This window comes from Mucilaginibacter xinganensis, assembly GCF_002257585.1.
In the GTDB taxonomy this organism is placed as follows: domain Bacteria; phylum Bacteroidota; class Bacteroidia; order Sphingobacteriales; family Sphingobacteriaceae; genus Mucilaginibacter; species Mucilaginibacter xinganensis.
This window is the reverse complement of the sequence record NZ_CP022743.1, coordinates 3112260-3128835: the sequence shown is the minus strand read 5'-3', so window position 1 is coordinate 3128835 and position 16576 is coordinate 3112260. Positions and strand designations below refer to the sequence as shown.

The window sequence follows — 16576 nt, the reverse complement described above, 5'->3', positions numbered from 1 at the left end:
TAATGGTAAAAGGTATGAATTATGATAATTAAACGATAATTTAGAGGAAGCAGTATGCGGTAAACTGTTTGCCTTTTATCTGAAATTTACTATTATTACTTAAATTTTGCATTATGAAAAAACTATACTTACCTGTGCTATTTTTCGTTCTGCTTTGCTTTTCTTCGTGTGTTGACATTGAGGAGCAATATAATTTTAAACAGGATGGATCCTGTAATGTGGTTTATGGGTTTGATATGAGCAGTGCCGTATCGGTATTGATGAATTTAATGTCAGACTCTGTGAAAGCTACCCCTCAGTTTTCGTTGGTGAAAGATACAACGCTTAATTTCTATTCAGCGCTGCCTGATACCACCCAGCTCAAGATGAATGCTGAAGAAGCCAATATGGCTAAAAGCAGTAACCTGTCTATAAAAATGAATTTGAAAAAAAGCATAATGAAGGTTAGTGTTAATCACCTGGCAAAAAACTCATCCGACCTGGAGTATTACCTTAAACATATTTCAAAAATCTCCATGAATAGCCAGTTAAAATCTATCTCGAAAAATGAGAAACAACCGATGGGGTTTGATGCGCAACAATTGGTGGCCGGTGAAGATTATTATACTTATGAAATAACCCCGCATAAATTTTACCGCGTAATTGATAAAACAAAGTTTAATGCGTTTTTAAAAAGGACCTCCTCGGCGTTTTCAATGGCAAAAGCCATGCTGATAGACATGCCCTATAAAGTGATACTTAACTTTGCAAAACCGGTGAAAAAGGTAAATAACCCCAAGGCCATCGTATCGCTCGACAGAAAGCGGGTAACGCTGATAACTAACATGGATGATGTAATTAAAAATCCGTCATTAATGAATTTAAAGATAGATTTTTAAACCTATGAAGTGGTACCGGATACCAGTAGCAGATATTAATAACCCATTTGTAACTAAAATAAAAGCAGGTAACCAAACCATTTGTGTTGTTGGTTACAATGGCGATATTTTTGCCGTATCAGCGATGTGCCCTCACCAGGGATTTGACCTTAGTAAGGGCTGGTGTGAGAACGGAAAAATCATTTGTCCCCTTCATGGTAATTCCTTTGATTTGCAAACAGGCAAAGGGAGCGGTGAATTCCTAAAGACATATGCCGTTAAAAAGGATGGCGGTACAGCTTATGTAGGGGTTCGTTCAATATGGGAGGATATAACAAAACTATTTAATAAATAAATGAACGTAAGAGCTATTGATTATATAACGGAAGATTTTTATGAATCGTTAAGTTTTCAGGATGGTGAAATGCCTGACCTGGAAAACGTAAGCGGATTGTTCTATGCAGACGGACTGCTGGTAAATAATAGCTTTGGTAAGCCAATCGCCTTTACTGCTTCATCATTTACCCAATCGCTGGAAAGCCAGATAGCAGAAGGGACGCTGTTGCAATTTATGCAACGGGAGTTGTATTCAAAAACAGAAATATTTGGGAAGGTGGCACAACGTCTTAGTGTGTATGAGTATAGTTTTGCCGATCACGAAATTGATAACCTGCCCCGCGGTATTAACTATATACAATTTGTTTTGGTTGATGACAGCTGGCGGATTACTTCAATGGCCTGGAGCGACGAAAATGAAAATTACCAAATTCCGGCGGAATATTTAGGTTGATAAGGCCGGGGCTAACCAATAGCCACCTTTACCGGCTAACTGCTGTTTTAATCATATATAGATGAAAAAGATCGTTGCAACTTTGTTGTCCCTTTTTATAACAATAAGTTTATTGGCCCAGAGTGCCGTTATCAACCTGACTTGTGAGTATAAAAGTGATGCCGTAGAGGTAGATACCCGAAATCCGGTTTTAAGCTGGCAAATTAGCAGTAATCAGCGTAATTTAATGCAAACCGCTTATAGAGTCCTGGTATCCGACGATGCATCGTTTTTACAAAGAAACACCGGCAATATTTGGGATTCAAAAAAAGTCGCATCACCGCAAAGTCTTGAGGTAATTTTTGCCGGTAAGCCGCTTGAATCTACAAAAACCTATTATTGGAAGGTGATGATTTGGGACAATCAGCATCATGCATCTGCCTGGAGCAAGACGGGAAAGTGGCAAATGGGACTTTTTACAAAATCAGACTGGAAAGGTGCCAGATGGATTGCGTATGAAAAGCTGCCGGACTCGCTACTTTTAGTTACCGGACTGGAAAATACAAATGATAAACGATTTAAGGAGGGGAAAGATGTTCTGCCGATCATCCGAAAGGAATTTACAATACATAAAAAAGTAAAAAAGGCAACTGTTTTTATAACCGGGCTGGGCCAGTTTGATTTAAGCCTTAACGCCGAAAAGGTAGGCGATCATTTTTTAGACCCCGGCTGGACAAAATATGATAAACATGTGCTGTACGTGGCATTTGATGTAACGGATAAATTGAAGCCGGGTAAAAATACAATTGGTGTAATGCTGGGAAACGGGTTTTATTATATCCCGGGAGAACGGTACCACAAGTTAAAAGGCGCATTTGGTTATCCTAAAATGATCTGCAGGATAGCGTTGGAATACGCGGATGGAAGCGAAGAGGATGTCATCAGTGATCAGTCGTGGAAAACTGCGCCCGGGCCGGTGACTTTTTCGAGTATTTATGGCGGTGAAGATTACGACGCAAATCTTGAACAAAGCGGCTGGAAGCAACCTGGCTTTAATGATGCCAACTGGAAGAATGCAGTTTTGGTGGACGGGCCCGGGAAATTAGAAATTCAGGCTGAAGAGCCATTGAAAATATTTGACCATTTTTCACCGGTGAAGATCACGCAACCAAAGCCAGGGGTATGGGTTTACGATATGGGGCAAAATGCCTCTGCAATTCCGTTTATAACTGTAACTGGTAATAAAGGATCGGTTGTTAAGCTAACGCCCGCGGAGCTTTTGGATAATGAAGGCCTTGTTACGCAGGAAGCGGTGGGCACCCCGGTGTATTTTAATTATACTTTAAAAGGAGTTGGTGCGGAATCCTGGCATCCGCAGTTTATGTATTACGGCTTCAGGTATATCCAGGTGGAGGGTGCTACGCCACAGGGGCAACCAAATATGAAGCAACTGCCGGTAATATCGGCTTTAAAAAGTTTGCATACCCGCAATTCAGCCGCCGGCATTGGCATATTTAAATGCTCAAATGATTTGTTCAATAAAACATTTAAACTTATTGACTGGGCCATAAAAAGTAATACAGCAAGTGTTTTTACCGATTGCCCACACCGCGAGAAGCTCGGCTGGCTGGAAGAAGCCCACCTGGTGGGGCCATCTATCAGATATAATTACGATATAGCCGCCTTATGCCGTAAAGTGGTAAGGGATATGATCAACTCACAAACACCCGAAGGATTGATCCCTGATATTGCACCTGAATATGTAAAATTTGGCGGCGGGTTTCGTGATTCGCCGGAATGGGGGAGTAATGGGATTATTATGCCTTATTATATATATCAATGGTATGGCGATAAACAGATATTATCCGAAAGTTATGATATGATGGTGCGCTATGCGGCTTATCTGCAAAAGAGGTCAAAAAATAACTTACTTTATTTTGGCCTCGGTGACTGGTATGACCTTGGGCCCGAAGAGCCGGGCGTATCACAACTAACGCCACAAGGCATTACCGGAACTGCTATTTATTATTACGACCTTACTATTCTCTCGAAAATTGCCCGTTTATTGGGAAAGCATAATGATGCTACCAAATACACCGAGTTAGCTGATGAAGTTAAAATAGCTTTCAACAACGCCTTTTTCAATAAACAAACTATGCAGTACGGTTCCGGAAGCCAAACGGCAAATGCCATGGCTGTTTATACCGGTATTGTAGACCCTGTTAATAAGAAAATGGTTATCGATAATATTGTGAAAGATCTCCGCCATCATAATAATGGATTAACAGCCGGAGATATAGGGTATAGATACCTTTTGAGAGTATTGGATGATGCAGGTCGTTCAGATGTGATATTTGATATGAACAGCAGATCGGATGTACCGGGGTATGGTTTTCAATTGGCAAGGGGGGCCACTTCTCTTACGGAGTCTTGGCAGGGCAACCGAATCTCGTCCAATAATCATTTTATGCTCGGTCATTTAATGGAATGGTTTTACAGCGGACTAAGCGGCATCCGACCTGACACAAACGCGGTAGCCTTTGACAAAATACTGATTAGGCCTGAACCTGTAGGGAATGTTACCTGGGCTGCTGCAAGTTACTTATCGCCATACGGAACGATAGCTAATAAATGGCAAAAACGTAGCGGTTTATTCACTATGCAAACTATCATCCCTGTTAATACAACTGCTGTAATTTACCTGCCTGCCGGCAAAAACAGTTTGTTGACCGAGGGCGGAAGGCCGGTAATAAACCGCAGCGATATAAAGATGTTAAGGCATGAAAATAACCGAGCTGTTTTGACAGTTGGTTCCGGCAGCTATTCTTTTTCTGTAAAAGACACCAGATAACATCAATATTTAGCTATTTATAAACTTCTTTATTGGCAGACGCCAGCGTGTTTTTTAACAACCCTATAATTGTCATTAAACCTACGCCGCCAGGTACCGGAGTAATCCATGAAGCTTTTTTAGAAACATTTTCAAAATCAACATCGCCATAAAGCTTAAAGCCCGATTTTGTGGTGGTGCTGGTTTCGCGGTTCATGCCTACGTCAACCACTACCACACCCTCTTTTACCATATCGGCAGTAATGAAATTCTTTTTGCCAATGGCTACTATAAGAATGTCAGCATCAAGCGTGAACTTTTTAATATCAGGTGTACGGCTATGGCAAATGGTTACCGTACAGTTGCCTGGAGTGGTATTGCGCGCCATCAGGATGCTCATAGGTGAGCCAACTATATTACTTCTGCCAACCACCACACAATGCTTGCCAGCGGTCTCTACGCCGTACTCTTTAAGCATTAGCGTAATGCCATAAGGCGTGGCCGGAATAAATGAGGGCAGGTTACGCTGCATCCGCCCCAGGTTTACCGGGTGAAAGCCGTCAACATCCTTCCGATGGTCTATCTTTTCCGTTACTTTTTCAGGATCGATATGTTTTGGCAGGGGAAGTTGTACGATGATGCCGTCAATATCTGCATCTGTGTTAAGCTCGGCTACTTTGCCTAATAGTTCTTCTTCAGTTACGTCACTTTCATACCGTACCAGGGTTGATTTAAAGCCTACTGCTTCGCAGTTCTTTATTTTACTGGCAACATAAGTCTCGCTGCCGCCATCATGTCCAACCAGCACAGCTACCAAATGCGGCTTGCGCCCGGTTTCTGCCAATATTTTAGCCGCTGCTTCAGCTATTTCACCTTTAAGTTTTTCAGATACGTATTTTCCGTCTAAAAGCTGCATTTATAGCCTCCTAACCCCTAAAGGGGAACGTTAATGAATAAATATTTAATTTGCGCCTTCCTGAACTCCCCTTAAAGGGCCGGGGCGATTAGTCTAATTTCAGCACCGCCATAAACGCACTCTGCGGGATCTCCACGTTACCAACCTGGCGCATGCGCTTTTTACCCTTTTTCTGTTTTTCCAATAGCTTACGCTTACGGGAAATATCACCACCATAACATTTGGCGGTAACATCTTTACGCAGGGCCTTCACGGTTTCGCGGGCTATGATTTTAGCACCTATTGATGCCTGGATAATAATTTCAAATTGCTGGCGCGGGATCAGTTCTTTCAGTTTTTCGCAGATCTTTTTACCAAAATCGTATGAATTTCCTCTAAAGATCAGTGATGATAAAGCATCAACAGGCTCCGCATTTAAACGGATGTCCAAACGCACGAGGTCTGACCTGCGGTAACCTATCTGGTGGTAATCAAATGAGGCATAACCTTTAGAGATCGTTTTTAATTTATCGTAAAAATCAAATACAATTTCGCCCATCGGCATTTCAAATATCATCTCTACCCGGTCAGCAGTAAGGTACGACTGGTTTTTTATAAAGCCTCTTTTTTGGATACAAAGCGACATTATGGGGCCTACATATTCTGCTTTCGAAATTATGGTAGCTTTGATGTAAGGCTCCTCAACAAAGTCAATTCTGCTGGGATCGGGGAGGTCCGACGGGTTGTTTACTACTATCGGCTCGCCTTTAGTCGTATGGGCCACGTAGGATACGTTGGGAACAGTAGTAATCACCGTCATATCAAACTCGCGTTCCAAACGTTCCTGGATGATCTCCATGTGCAACATTCCGAGGAATCCGCAGCGGAAACCAAAACCCAATGCTGCTGACGATTCAGGCTCAAATACCAGCGATGCATCGTTCAGTTGCAGTTTAGCCATTGATTCGCGTAATTCTTCAAAGTCGTCAGTATCAACCGGGTAGATCCCGGCAAAAACCATTGGCTTTACTTCTTCAAAACCCTGGATGCCGGCCTCGCACGGACGGGCAATGGTGGTGATGGTATCACCAACCTTTACTTCTCTTGATTCTTTAATACCCGATATGATGTAACCTACGTCGCCGGTTTTGATCACATCTTTAGGTAGTTGCTTTAATTTTAGCGTACCAACTTCTTCAGCTATGTACTGTTTTTCAGTAGCAAAAAACTTCACTTTGTCACCTTTGCGAATTTCGCCGTTTACCACTTTGAAATAAGCTACGATCCCGCGGAATGAGTTATAAACCGAATCAAAGATCAATGCCTGTAAAGGAGCTTCGGGATCGCCGACAGGAGCGGGGACACGGGCTACAATGGCTCTTAAGATATCATGAACACCCATGCCGGTTTTTCCGGATGCAGCCAAAATATCTTCACGCTTACATCCTATCAGGTCAACTATCTGGTCTTTAACTTCCTCGGGCATTGCACCGGGAAGGTCCATTTTATTTAGTACCGGGATGATTTCCAGGTCGTTTTCTAAAGCGAGGTATAAGTTGGAGATCGTTTGAGCCTGGATTCCCTGTGCCGCGTCAACAATAAGCAAAGCACCTTCGCAGGCTGCTATTGAACGCGAAACTTCGTATGAAAAATCCACGTGCCCGGGTGTATCTATCAGGTTTAACACATAACGCTGGCCGTCAAGAATATAATCCATCTGTATGGCATGACTTTTTATGGTGATGCCGCGCTCGCGCTCCAGGTCCATGTCATCAAGCAATTGCGCCTGCGATTCACGCTGGGTTATGGTATTGGTATATTCAAGCAACCTGTCGGCAAGGGTACTCTTGCCATGGTCGATATGTGCTATAATACAAAAATTACGAATGTGTTCCATTGAAGCGCAAAAATAGCTTTTTAGGGCGACATTTTTTATTTAAAATCACCTTCGGTTAACGCTGACTGACGAAGAATGGAACGAAATGTACCGACAGGGATTTCTTTTCTATTTGCGGGAACTATTACTGTTAAGGTTATTGTATCAATTTTTTAAGTTTCACGTGGCTTCCCTTTTGCGAAATAAAGATAAAACCATGGTCGCCCAGCACCTTAAGTATGTAAGCAGAAGAATAAAGCTTAGGCATATTTTAAAATAGAGCCGACTATTTCAGGTTTATCAATAATAGTAAATTCGGGATGTTCATTGTCTTCCAGGTATAATTCTAAAGCCTCTTGTAAATTATCCAATGCCTCATCCTTTGTATCGCCAAAACTCGAAACCTCAACATTTAAACATTGGGCGACAAAGTAATTCCCTACTTTCCAAACGGCACTATTGATTTGAACAGTTTTCATAGTATTCACTTTACCAAATTTAATAAAATTATATGATACACAAATACGCTACCGCAAACTCCAATCACGGTATGAAATTTCAGCTTCTATGAGAGCCCTATAATAGGTCAAATAAACACGCTGTTAAATTAAATGCGAAATGGAAAAATATCCCATACCATAAGGTATCTTTCTTCAGGTGTATTTACCCTATAAATGGCAAAAGGAATAAGCCAGAACAACGAAATAAAACTAAGATGAATAATGGCGAAAGAACCTTAGCCCGTAACGAAATTAAGTTGCAACAAGATTCTGTTTTACATAATCCCCTCAACAAACACAGGCGTTTCGGTCACCTCAATAGTCACCTTACCATTGGTTGTATTAACAACTTTACTATTCATAACATCGGCACCTATTTTTAAAGTATGGATTTCTGCTTTTGCAGCTTTTCCTAAATCTAATGTATAAGTTGCTTTTCTGCCGGTTTCATCAGGGATGGTTAACACGTACATGGTTTTATTGCCAAGCTGATATTGATCAACCAAAGGATCTTTGCTGATGGTTTTTATATAGTTGTAATCGCCCATCAACTTTGTGGCCTGCAAAATATAATCAGCAGCGGGTCGGCGTTTTATGCCTTCGGCCAGGCCTGATGTGGCGTATTGGGTTGAGCCGCCGGCATTATCGTCAAACAACTGGTAAAAAAATACCCGTTTAACGCCATAGCGAATGTATAGGAGGGAAGTACGCAGGATCCAATCGGCATGATTGGCCAATACGGTTTTTGATCCCACAGATTCTGCCCGCTGATAGCTTCCCTGGTTGATGTCATAGCCCGTTTCGGTTACCCAGACCTCCGGATGTTGCGGCAGGCTATTAGCCAGGTTAACAAACGAACTTGCGATGCTGCCCGATAGCGACAGCTCTGGCGCTATTCCGGTAGTTGCTTTTTTCTGGATCCTTACATCACCGTTATTTGAATATAAGTGATAATTGATCACATCGAAACATAGGTTGATACTGCCATCCTTTTTGTAGCCTCTATTAGCTTTACACCAGTTTATTACCTTTTTTACAAACTCGTAATTTGCAGTTGCCAGGCCGCCCATCACTACCTGCATGGCTGGGTCGGCAGCCTTTACGCCAACGCCGGCGCCCAGCTTACCCATATTGCCGTCATAAAACGCGGATAGATTGGCGGCATATTGTTCGGCGGTTTGGTGGGTTTCATCCCCGCCCCACCACCGGTCGCGCTCATTGCCACATTCTATGTATTTTATTAAGCCCATACCTATTAATGGCTGGTTTGGGATATCTCCTGGCCAACGTTTGCGGGTATCAACTTTTACCAGCGCTTTGTTAACGTTTTTGTTGTAGCCATACCTGGCGGTAAACTGAAAAGCCGCCCGGGCCTGGTCTGCATACGATGCCGGATCATCCAGGCTTTGTCCATAAGGAACAGGGGCATTGTCGTCATCTCTTGAGCTTGCCGGGTAAGTATTTTGCAGCCATTCAGGGATATTTTTCAAATCGGCCAATACCAAAATTCCATCCTGTTTGCAGCGCTCATAAATTATATCATAATCCCAGCCGCCATTATTAGTGGGGTTAAAGGTGTAGTTGCCCCTGGTTGTTTCAATGCGGTTCCAGTTAAGGTAATGTCTTAATGCCGAGAAGGTTTTTACCAGCCGCATGTTGATTTCGTAAATATGTTTCCGGTCGTTTGGGCTGGCGGGGTCCTCTAAAAAATTCCATTCGTAGCCATTGATGCCAAACATGTTTTTTAGCGGAACAGGATCGGAAGAACGATCAATGTTTAGTTGCGGCTGATTACCGGCAGCTATCTTATTGGTGTCAGCACTGCCGGCTGCTTTATTAAGATAGGCAACACTTTCGGAACCTGACGAGCCGGAATGGCAGCCGGTACCTGAAAGCATTACTGAAATTGTAATTAAAAAGGGTTTGTAAAACGATTTCCAATTCATAAAAGATGGCCTGGTTGCCGGGTAAATTTAATAAAAATATGCCCGGGTGTATGCAGGCTGAACGTTTCAGGGGATAACACTTATACGGGTTATTAAGGCGGCTGGTTGTAAAAAAGTTAATTAACTTAACTCAAACTGGAGCCCGCTTAAATAACGGTATAAACCCTGTTCGTTATCTATCAGCTGCTGGTGGCTGCCTGACTCAATAATTTTTCCTTTTTCAAGTACAATAATTTTGTCAGCTTCGCGGATGGTTGAAAGGCGGTGCGCTATAATGATAGACGTGCGGTTCTTCATTAATTCTTCCAGTGCTTCCTGCACTAAACGTTCCGATTCAGAATCTAATGAAGATGTGGCCTCATCCAATATTAGGATAGCCGGGTTTTTTAACAGCGCCCTGGCGATAGCTACGCGCTGCCTTTGTCCGCCCGATAACTTCACGCCACGTTCACCAACTATTGTATTGTAACCTTCAGGGAATGACATGATGAACTGGTGTGCATTTGCGCGCTCTGCAGCCCTGATAATCTCATCATCAGTTGCAGTTAGTTTGCCGTAGGCAATATTTTCCTTTATTGATCCTCCAAAAAGCATTACATCCTGGGGCACAATTGCTACCTGGTTACGGATATCTGTTAACGTGTAATCAGCGGCGGGCTTACTGTCAAATGAAATTGTGCCGCTTTGAGGGTGATAAAATTGCAGGATCAATGCCGCCATAGTTGATTTTCCCGAACCGCTTGGCCCAACAATAGCTACCTTTTGCCCGGCTGTTGCATCAAAAGAAATACTGTTTAGTACGGTAAGCTCCGGGCGCGACGGATACGCGAAAGCTACGTTATTAAAAGAAATATTCCCTTCAATTTTTTGCAGGATAACGTTGTTTATCTCATTAATGGAAACCTCTTCGCCATTTTCGTCCAATATTTCAATCACGCGTTCGCTGGCACCCACTGCCTTCTGGACGTTCGCATACAGGTCGGGAAAGCTGCCCATCGCGCTGCCTACGAAAGAGGCATATAAGGCAAACTTGAATAATTCGCCAACTTTAAGCTCGCCATGACTAACAAGCACACAGCCGTAACCAACTATAGCGACAATTGCGCCGAAAAGACAGAACACAATAAATGATACAAAAATACCACGGTATTTCGCCCCTTTAATGGCAATATCGGCTACATCCCTGATGTTTTTTCCATAACGAGCAGCTTCAAACGCTTCATTAACAAAAGCCTTTACGTTTGCTATCCCCTGCAGGGTTTCTTCAATTATGGTGTTTGATTCTGCAAGTTTATCCTGGGCCTCTCTTGAGATCTTACGAATAAACCGGCCAAAAAACACTGCTATAACTATAAGCGGCGGTACCAATATCAATAACGCTATTGCCAGCTTAACAGAAATTATAGCCATGAAAGCAATTCCTCCGATCAGTAACACTGCTTGCCGGATCATTTCGGCAATGGTAGTAGTTAAGGTATCCTGGATCTGCGACAGGTCGGCAGAGATCCGGCTGTTTAACTCTCCAACGCGACGGTTGGAAAAAAAATTCATCGGAAGCGTTATCAACTTAAAATAAGTGTCTTTTCTAATATCAGCCAGCGAACGCTCAGCCACGTTAACAAACCAAAGAATCCTGAAAAATGACACGAAAGCCTGTAAAAATAATACTATAAAAGCCAACACCAGGATGCCTTTTATTGAGGAAGGCAAAATGCCATTACTTGGCTTACCCTGCGCGGTATCAATCAACCCACCTATAAACGCCGGGAATGCTAACCCAACCAGGCTGGATAAAAACAGGAAAAACAATGCGGCTATAAATTTGCCCCGGTATGGTTTGATATAGGAAAGTAAGCGCGAAATATTGTTTAGGGTTTGCCTGTTCAATTTTGCTTTAGGAAGTTCGGCTTCGGGTGCATTGCTGCTGTTTAATCGTTTTCTTGCCATATAATTAATGTAATTCTATGCCTGTTAAGACGATTGATAAGTTAAGACATTTTAAATTAATGCAAAGGTATTGATTAAACCTGATTGCGGCGCTTACCTGTTGCGCGGGTGCTGCTGCGTTTAGCTTTGACAGGAGGGCGTTTGCTTTTACGGAATGTAAGCATAAGAAATATAAATGCCGCCAATACTAATACTGTTATTATTAATATGTTTCTTACGTTTTGATCCTGCTGTTGCTGTTCTTCGGCATCCTTTTTTAATATATCAATTTGTTTGCGAAGTTTATTGATGGTGGTCATGTAACCGATGGTGCTCTGCTCGGTTTGTTGTGAGCGGGTTTGCACTTGGGTTTGCTGAAACATCCGGTAATCAAGCAGGATCTTTAACTCGCTGTAAATGTTGTTATCGGTTTTAACGATATCCATCAATATGTCATTTGAGCGGCGAATATCTTTTTTGGTTTGAAACCCGAAGATGCCGGTATGCTTTTTAAGGCTCTCATCATACTGTCCGAATTTCAAAGCTCGTTGCTCCAGCATGGTGTTTATCTTTTTGCGCTGCAGGTGATAGGCTAATGAGTCAGTACTGGACTGGCTGTAAGCACTTGCAGAAAACAGGGGAAATAATATGAAAAGAAGAATTTTTTTCATTGATCCAGAAAATCAATAATCACACTATCGCCCAGCCCAAGCCCCAGTAAACCGCTGGCATTTCCTTTATTAATGGCTATCTCCAGGTGGTCGCTGATACCGAAGAGGCAAAGTTTTTCACCTTCGGGTACTTCGTTGTAATGCCAGCTTAAATGATTAATGGTTTCGTTCCGTTTAAATGAGAGCTGAAACCTCCTGTTTTGCTGTACGCGGTTAAAAAATTCCTTGGTGATATTAGTGATCACATTTTGAAACGAATCAATATAAATAACCACTCCTTTTATCAGGTTTTTTTCAATTACCGGTTGCAGGTTCATCTTTTTCTCAATATCGCTTACCGGCAAACCTATCTCGGCCACAGAACCGCCTTTGGCTAAGTGACAGGCAGCTTTAACAAAAATATCTGCCAGTGGAAAATGAAGAAATTTAAGATCCTGCATAATATTTAATTCAAATATTTCATCAGGATCAGAATCGAACATTAACGAAAAAATACCGTTATCTGCGCCCACAAAATAATGATTTTTGTACTTTACGGCCAGGTAGCGCGTGTCAGTATTAAATACAGTATCAATGCCAATTAAGTGGACTGTAGCATCGGGAAAATAATAAAAACTATTTTTTAATATAAAGGCGGCTTGTTGTATATTGTAGGCAGCAACACTGTTGGTTATATCAACAATGTTAACCGATGGTAATAATTTTAGGATACTACCTTTAAGGGCAGCCTGATAAATATCTTTATCGCCCAAGTCAGTAGTTAAAGTTATTATTGCCATTAATTTTTTAAATATTTATCGCTAATCTTGTGCAAGCATTAGGAGCTGCAAATATTCAATTTTAATTCATAAAATTCTGCAACTAAAAATCAATTTGTATTGAACGAACTTAAATTATCGATTGAACAAATCAACCCGGCAGTATTGTGGGGGCCAAATAATGATCATTTTGAGATCATAAAAAAACAATACCCTAAACTTAAAATAGTGGCCAGGGGTAACGAGGTGAAGATATTGGGTGACGACCACGAGCTGAATATATTCCAGGAGAAGTTTCATCATTTGCTTCAGCATGTGGAGAAGTATGAGAATTTGAATATTACAGACCTGGAGAGAATCCTGGGCTCAAAAACTGATACTTCCAAGCCTGATGCCGCAGCAGATAAATTTGCCAGTGGCGAGGTTATCGTATTTGGGCCCAACGGCGTAATGGTAAAAGCACGTACGGCCAACCAGCGTAAAATGGTGGACTGTATTAATCAAAGTGATATACTGTTTGCTATTGGCCCTGCAGGTACCGGTAAAACCTATACGGCGGTTGCCTTAGCGGTAAGGGCGCTTAAAAATAAGGACATCAAACGTATTATATTAACCCGGCCCGCAGTTGAAGCAGGGGAGAACCTCGGTTTTTTACCGGGCGACCTTAAAGAAAAGATAGACCCATACCTGCGCCCTTTATATGATGCGCTGGATGATATGATCCCGGCTGAGAAGCTGAAATTTTATCTGGAAAACCGTACCATTGAGATTGCACCGCTGGCATTTATGCGCGGGAGAACCCTGGATAACTGCTTTGTAATTTTGGATGAGGCCCAAAATGCGACGGACATGCAATTAAAGATGTTTTTAACCCGCATGGGGCCATCGGCTAAATTTATTGTAACCGGAGATGTTACCCAAATAGACTTGCCGAAAAAACAACAATCGGGCTTGCACACTGCTTTACGGATACTTACAGATATTAGTGGAATTGAAATTGTTTATCTTAGCGGCGAAGATGTTGTAAGGCATAAACTGGTACGCAAAATATTGGCAGCCTACGGGGATATACAGTAAATTTTAGTGATTGGAGATTAGTTGAATGCAGGGTAAAGCTCCGATAAAAGATAGATAAATTATAATTTGATTGAAGGACGTTAGATTTAGTAAGGGATTTTTTCTAATCTCGGATTAACTAACCCCTAATCTCTAACACAATGAACGCAATAAAAGAAACACATTTTAATTTTCCGGGCCAGACCAGCTTTTACAAAGGCAAGGTAAGGGACGTTTATACGATTGATAATAAATACCTGGTAATGGTAGTCAGCGACCGCATCTCCGCCTTTGATGTGGTGCTTCCTGAACCTATTCCATACAAAGGGCAGGTACTTAACCAAATTGCAGCCAAGTTTTTAGCAGCCACTGCTGATATAGTTCCCAACTGGGTGGTCAGCGTTCCTGATCCTAATGTTACCATCGGTCGTATTTGTGAGCCGTTTAAAGTAGAAATGGTGATAAGAGGTTATTTAGCAGGACATGCCTGGCGCGAATACAGCGCGGGAAAAAGACAGGTTTGCGGTGTAAGCTTACCCGAAGGTCTGAAGGAAAACGATAAGCTGCCTGAGCCAATTATTACACCTACCACTAAAGCGTCGGTGGGGCATGATGAGGATATCTCGAAAGAGGAGATCTTGAAACAGGGGATCGTTTCGGCACCGGACTATGAACAACTTGAAAAATATACCAGGGCGCTTTTTGCGCGCGGCACCGAAATTGCCCGTAAACAAGGCCTGATACTGGTAGATACTAAATATGAATTTGGTAAAGCCGAAGGAACAATTTATTTAATTGATGAGATTCATACGCCTGATTCCTCCAGGTATTTTTATAGCGAAGGCTATGCAGGCAGGCAGGAAAATAACGAACCCCAAAAACAGCTGTCAAAGGAGTTTGTTAGAAAATGGCTTATTGAAAATGGTTTCCAGGGCAAAGAGGGGCAAGTGGTTCCGGAAATGACACCTGAGAAAGTAAAATCCATCTCAGAACGGTATATTGAGTTGTTTGAGCAAATAACTGGCGAGCAGTTTGTTAAACCGGGGGACCAAAATGTTTTGGCCCGGGTTGAAAAAGCGATAAACAATGAACTATCTGCTTTGTAATTTTTTATTTATACACAAAATAATTATATCTTAGCTTTTTAATTAGACTAAAAATGAAATTTACGGTTGACAAACACGAGAAATATATTCTGGTAAAGCTGAACGAATCAAAATTAAATTCGTTAATTACTCCGCAGCTTAAATCTGAATTGATATTGATCAACACTGAAGGTCAGCGAAATATCATTTTCGACCTTTCGCAGGTTAAATTTGCAGATTCATCAGGACTTAGCAGTTTACTTGTTGGTCATCGTTTATGTAAAAATGCTTCCGGAACTTTTATCCTTACCGGTTTAAATGAGCCTGTAGCCCGCTTAATCACAATTTCACAGCTGGATAGTGTGCTTTCAATTGTACCTACCTGCGAAGAGGCCATTGACCTGGTTTTTATGGAAGAGATTGAAAAAGAATTGAAAAAAGAAGCAAAATAATTTGATCTGATTGATCACCAAGTATGAAATTTGAGGTAACAATACTTGGCAGCAGTTCTGCAACTCCCATTTTTAACAGGAATCCAACATCCCAGGCGATCAATATTAATGATCGCCTATACTTAGTTGATTGTGGCGAAGGGACCCAGCAGCAAATGTTGCGGTTCGACATTAAAGCCAGTCGCATCGATCATATATTTATCAGCCATTTGCATGGTGATCACTATCTTGGTCTGGTTGGGTTAATCTCATCACTTCATTTAAACGGGCGCATCAAACCTTTGAGGATTTATTGCCCGCAGCAGTTAAAAGAGATTATCGACCTTCAATTAAATTATTCTGAAACTACGCTACAGTATCCTGTAGAATACGTATTTACCAACCCGCTAAAAGCTGAAATACTTTTAGATAACCAGGATATTACTGTAGAAACTATTCCGTTGAACCACAGGATTTCTTGTACCGGGTTCTTATTTAAAGAGAAAAAGCGATTAAGAAAACTGATCAAAGAAAAGATTGAGGGGCTGGAAATTCCGGTTGCTTATTATTCTGCTTTAAAAAAAGGGGCAGATTATATAATGCCCAACGGCGATGTGTTGAAAAATGATACCTTAACCACTGATTCGAGCGATCCTAAATCTTTTGCTTATTGTTCTGACACTTTATACGATGAGCGTTATTTTGAGCAAATAAGAAATGTTACGCTACTCTATCATGAAGCTACTTTTCTGAATAATATGCTCGACAGGGCAATGGAAACTCATCATACAACTGCGCTGCAGGCCGCAGAGATTGCCTTAACCGTTAATGCAGAGAAATTAATTATCGGCCACTTTTCAGCCAGGTACAAGACGTTGACGGAACTATTAGATGAAGCGCGAAGTGTTTTCCCCAATACAGAACTGGCAATTGAAGGCAGAACTTTTATAATCGGAGATTAAAGAGATTCATGTAA

General features: G+C 41.7%; 16 protein-coding genes. 8 read left to right on the top strand and 8 right to left on the bottom strand.

Annotation, left to right across the window (positions count from 1 at the left end; genetic code table 11):
* Positions 1 to 113: 113 nt before the first annotated feature.
* From MuYL_RS13755 to MuYL_RS13740, 4 genes are all read left to right on the top strand, one after another.
* Positions 114 to 878 (top strand): hypothetical protein, encoded by a 765-nt coding sequence (locus MuYL_RS13755; protein ID WP_094571124.1) that lies wholly within the window; start codon positions 114 to 116, stop codon positions 876 to 878.
* A 4-nt stretch (positions 879 to 882) separates the two neighbouring features.
* On the top strand, positions 883 to 1212 hold the full coding sequence (locus tag MuYL_RS13750) for a Rieske (2Fe-2S) protein (protein ID WP_094571123.1): 330 nt from the start codon (positions 883 to 885) through the stop codon (positions 1210 to 1212).
* Positions 1213 to 1647, top strand: coding sequence for a hypothetical protein (locus tag MuYL_RS13745; protein ID WP_094571122.1), 435 nt, complete (start codon positions 1213 to 1215; stop codon positions 1645 to 1647).
* 61 nt (positions 1648 to 1708) lie between these two features.
* The gene (locus tag MuYL_RS13740; RefSeq protein WP_094571121.1) at positions 1709 to 4477 is read left to right on the top strand and encodes a family 78 glycoside hydrolase catalytic domain; all 2769 of its coding nucleotides are present in this window, start codon (positions 1709 to 1711) and stop codon (positions 4475 to 4477) included.
* Between the two features lie 13 nt (positions 4478 to 4490).
* On the opposite strand, the gene MuYL_RS13735 is transcribed toward MuYL_RS13740, so the two are convergent.
* The 8 genes from MuYL_RS13735 to MuYL_RS13700 all read right to left on the bottom strand — a co-directional run bounded on the left by MuYL_RS13735 (position 4491) and on the right by MuYL_RS13700 (position 13049).
* Positions 4491 to 5372 (bottom strand): bifunctional 5,10-methylenetetrahydrofolate dehydrogenase/5,10-methenyltetrahydrofolate cyclohydrolase, encoded by an 882-nt coding sequence (locus tag MuYL_RS13735; protein WP_094571120.1) that lies wholly within the window; start codon positions 5370 to 5372, stop codon positions 4491 to 4493.
* An 88-nt stretch (positions 5373 to 5460) separates the two neighbouring features.
* Positions 5461 to 7248 (bottom strand): translation elongation factor 4, encoded by a 1788-nt coding sequence (gene lepA, locus MuYL_RS13730; protein WP_094571119.1) that lies wholly within the window; start codon positions 7246 to 7248, stop codon positions 5461 to 5463.
* A 136-nt stretch (positions 7249 to 7384) separates the two neighbouring features.
* On the bottom strand, positions 7385 to 7495 hold the full coding sequence (locus tag MuYL_RS23530; RefSeq protein WP_211710146.1) for a type II toxin-antitoxin system HicA family toxin: 111 nt from the start codon (positions 7493 to 7495) through the stop codon (positions 7385 to 7387).
* Positions 7488 to 7706: a type II toxin-antitoxin system HicB family antitoxin gene (locus MuYL_RS13720; protein WP_094571118.1), complete on the bottom strand. Its 219-nt coding sequence runs from the start codon at positions 7704 to 7706 to the stop codon at positions 7488 to 7490. The genes MuYL_RS23530 and MuYL_RS13720 overlap by 8 nt, the downstream gene beginning before the upstream one ends.
* A 296-nt stretch (positions 7707 to 8002) precedes the next feature.
* Positions 8003 to 9625 (bottom strand): hypothetical protein, encoded by a 1623-nt coding sequence (locus MuYL_RS13715; RefSeq protein WP_211710145.1) that lies wholly within the window; start codon positions 9623 to 9625, stop codon positions 8003 to 8005.
* Positions 9626 to 9793: 168 nt separating this feature from the next.
* Complete coding sequence (locus MuYL_RS13710) at positions 9794 to 11620, bottom strand: ABC transporter ATP-binding protein (protein ID WP_094571116.1); 1827 nt, start codon at positions 11618 to 11620, stop codon at positions 9794 to 9796.
* Between the two features lie 74 nt (positions 11621 to 11694).
* A complete protein-coding gene (locus tag MuYL_RS13705) occupies positions 11695 to 12270 on the bottom strand; it encodes a hypothetical protein (RefSeq protein ID WP_211710144.1) in 576 nt (191 codons plus the stop codon).
* Entirely contained in the window at positions 12267 to 13049 is a 783-nt protein-coding gene (locus tag MuYL_RS13700) for an SAM hydrolase/SAM-dependent halogenase family protein (RefSeq protein WP_094571115.1), read from the bottom strand. The genes MuYL_RS13705 and MuYL_RS13700 overlap by 4 nt, the downstream gene beginning before the upstream one ends.
* A gap of 99 nt (positions 13050 to 13148) precedes the next feature.
* On the opposite strand from MuYL_RS13700, the gene MuYL_RS13695 reads away from it, so the two are divergent.
* The 4 genes from MuYL_RS13695 (at position 13149) to MuYL_RS13680 (ending at position 16562) form a co-directional block, all read left to right on the top strand.
* On the top strand, positions 13149 to 14105 hold the full coding sequence (locus MuYL_RS13695; protein WP_094571114.1) for a PhoH family protein: 957 nt from the start codon (positions 13149 to 13151) through the stop codon (positions 14103 to 14105).
* A gap of 140 nt (positions 14106 to 14245) precedes the next feature.
* Entirely contained in the window at positions 14246 to 15190 is a 945-nt protein-coding gene (locus tag MuYL_RS13690) for a phosphoribosylaminoimidazolesuccinocarboxamide synthase (protein WP_094571113.1), read from the top strand.
* 53 nt (positions 15191 to 15243) lie between these two features.
* Complete coding sequence (locus tag MuYL_RS13685) at positions 15244 to 15621, top strand: STAS domain-containing protein (RefSeq protein WP_094571112.1); 378 nt, start codon at positions 15244 to 15246, stop codon at positions 15619 to 15621.
* A gap of 23 nt (positions 15622 to 15644) precedes the next feature.
* Complete coding sequence (locus MuYL_RS13680; protein WP_094571111.1) at positions 15645 to 16562, top strand: ribonuclease Z; 918 nt, start codon at positions 15645 to 15647, stop codon at positions 16560 to 16562.
* Positions 16563 to 16576 lie beyond the last annotated feature (14 nt).